General features: G+C 69.4%; 1 protein-coding gene. It reads left to right on the forward strand.

The window, feature by feature from the left end; genetic code table 11:
* Positions 1-255: 255 nt before the first annotated feature.
* The coding region (locus ACTOQ2_RS43735) for a Tn3 family transposase (RefSeq protein ID WP_440107909.1) at positions 256-2,750 on the forward strand (2,495 nt) is incomplete at its 3' end.

Below are 2,750 nucleotides of genomic sequence, written 5' to 3' on the forward strand. Positions count from 1 at the left end.
GGCCGCGCCGCCCCAGCGGCCGGCGAACCAGGCCGCGACGCGGTCGGCGCCGGCCTCGCCGTTCAGCTCGGTCACGGGGGTTGAGCAGCAACCGAACCGTCAGTGGCGTTAGTGAGCCGTTGGGACACGCGTTATCGCCACTGGTGGTTCGGATGCGGGTGGCGTCGACCGAGGAGGGATCTTGTAACGGTTTGATCGCTCGGCGTGGTCGGTCTGCTGGTTGGTCCTACTTTGCGGGTTATGCCTGTGAAGTTCTTGACTGATGATGAAGCGGCTGCGTACGGGCGGTTCACGGGGCCGCCGGCGCAGGCTGATCTGGAGCGGGTGTTCTTCCTCGATGATGAGGATCGGGCGCTGGTCGGGCAGCGGCGCGGCGAGCACATGCGGCTGGGGTTTGCTCTTCAGCTGGTGACGGTGCGCTGGCTGGGGACGTTCCTGGAGGACCCTCTGGACGTGCCGGGTGCGGTGCTGGAGTTCGTGGCCGGGCAGCTGGGTGTCGAGGATGCCTCGCAGGTGAAGCGGTACGCCGAGCGGCGGGAGACGCCGTTTGATCATCAGCGTGATATTCGGCGGGCGTATGGGTGGAAGGACTTCACCGACGTCGATGGGGAGTTCGCGGCGTGGGTGGCGGCGCGGTCGTGGACGTCGGGCGACGGGCCGAAGGCGATCTTCAGTGACGGGGTGGGGTGGCTGCGGGAGCGCAAGGTGCTGCTGCCGGGGGTGACGGTGCTGGCGCGGCAGGTCGCGCGAGTTCGCGATGACACGACCAAGCGGTTGTGGGGTGTGCTGGAGGGGCTGCTGACGGTCGGGCAGCGCTACGTCCTGGACCAGCTGTTGGAGGTGCCGCTGGGGTCGCGGGTGTCGGACCTGGAGCGGTGGCGCAAGGGCGTGACGCCGCGGGCGTCCGGACCGACGATCATCAAGGCCTTGGACCAGGTGTGCGAGATCGACGGCCTGGAGCTGGCGGAGCTGGGCGCCGAAGCGCTGGTGCCGCAGCGCCGGTTGGGTGAGCTGGCCAAGTACGGGATGCGCGCGGACGCCTCGGCGCTGCGCCGTCATGGCGACGGCCGCCGGTTGGCGACCCTGCTGGCCACGGTCCGGCATCTGGAGGGCAAGTCGGTTGACGACACTCTGGAGCTGCTGGATCTGCTGATGGCGACCGAGTTGGTGAACAAGGCGCAGAACGCCTCCAACAAGGAGAAGCACCCCAAGCACCCCAAGCTCGCCAAGGCCTCGGCCCGGCTGGCGGTCGCGGTGCAGGCGTTGTTCGAATCCGACGGGTGGGGCGGGGAGGATGAGGAGGTACGGGTCGCGGAGGTGTGGGAGGCGATCGAGACGGTCATCTCCCGCGCCGACCTGCGCGCGGCGCTGGTCTTGGTGAACGACAGCGTGCCGCCGGCGGATGCCGCTGATCCCGATGACTGGCGGACCGAGCTGGTCGGCCGGCACACCACCGTGTCGGGGTTCTTGAAGGTCCTGCCCGAGGTGATCACCTTCGGCGCGAACGCCGAGGGCGCGCCCGTGCTGAAGGCGATGAAGGCGGTGCCGGACGTGCTGTCCTACCGCAGCCGGCTGGCCGCCCCGCTGATCCCCGGCCATCTGATCGACGCCGGTGTGGTGAACGGCCCGTGGAAGCGCCTGGTGTTCGGCCAGCCCGCCCACGAGGGCGGCGCGGTGAACCGGCACGCCTACGCCTTCTGCGTGCTGGAGCGGTTCTGGCGCGGTCTGAAGCGCCGCGAGATCTACGCCGACGCCTCCACCAAATGGCGCAACCCCCAGGCCGAGCTGCTGGAAGGCGCTCAGTGGGCGGCGATCCGGCCCGATGCGCTCACCGCCCTCAGCCTCCCGGCCGACCCCGACACGCTGCTGGCCGAGCACTCGGCCACCCTGGATGCCGCCCTGAAGGAGGTCGGCGGACGGCTGATCGCCAACCCCGACGTCCGGGTCGACGGATCAGGGAAGATCCACCTGACCGGGGTGAAGGCGATTGAGGAACCGCCCTCCTTGGTGGACCTGCGGGCCCGCACCACGGCGATGCTGCCGCACGTGGAGCTGCCCGAGGCGATCCTGGAGGTCATGTCGTGGGTCCCGGAACTGGCCGAGGCCTTCACCGCGGTGTCGGGCGGCCGGTCCCGGCTGAAGGACCTGCCGGTCTCGATCGCCGCCTGCCTGGCCGCGCACTCGTTGAACGTCGGATACCGGCCGATCGCCAAGAAGGGCGTCGAGGCCCTGGAGCGGTCGCGGCTGTCGCACGTCTACCAGAACTACTTCCGGCCCGAGACGCTGAGCTTGGCGAACGTGCCGCTGGTCGACAAGCCGGCCGGGTTGTCGCTCGCCCAGGCGTGGGGCGGCGGCCTGGTCGCCGCGGTCGACGGGATGCGGTTCGTCGTCCCGGTCCCGGCCGCCTTCGCCCGCCCCAACCGCAAGTACTTCGGCTCCAAACGCGGCATGACCTGGCTGAACGCCATGAACGACCGCGGCATGGGATGCGGCGCGAAGGTCGTGTCCGGGACGATCCGAGACTCCCTGCACATGGTCGACGTCATCTTCGGCCTGGACGGCGGCGACCTGCCCGAGATCGTCGTCTCAGACACCGGCTCTTACTTAGACCTGGTCTTCGGTCTTCTGGAGCTGCTGGGCATCTCCTACCGGCCTGCCCTCGCCGACCTCCCGGACCAGAAGGGCTGGCGGATCAGCGCCTTGGCCGACTACGGACCGCTGAACACATTCGCCCGGGGAAAGATCGAGCT

It is taken from the genome of Streptosporangium sp. H16 (assembly GCF_051918855.1).
GTDB lineage: Bacteria > Actinomycetota > Actinomycetes > Streptosporangiales > Streptosporangiaceae > Streptosporangium.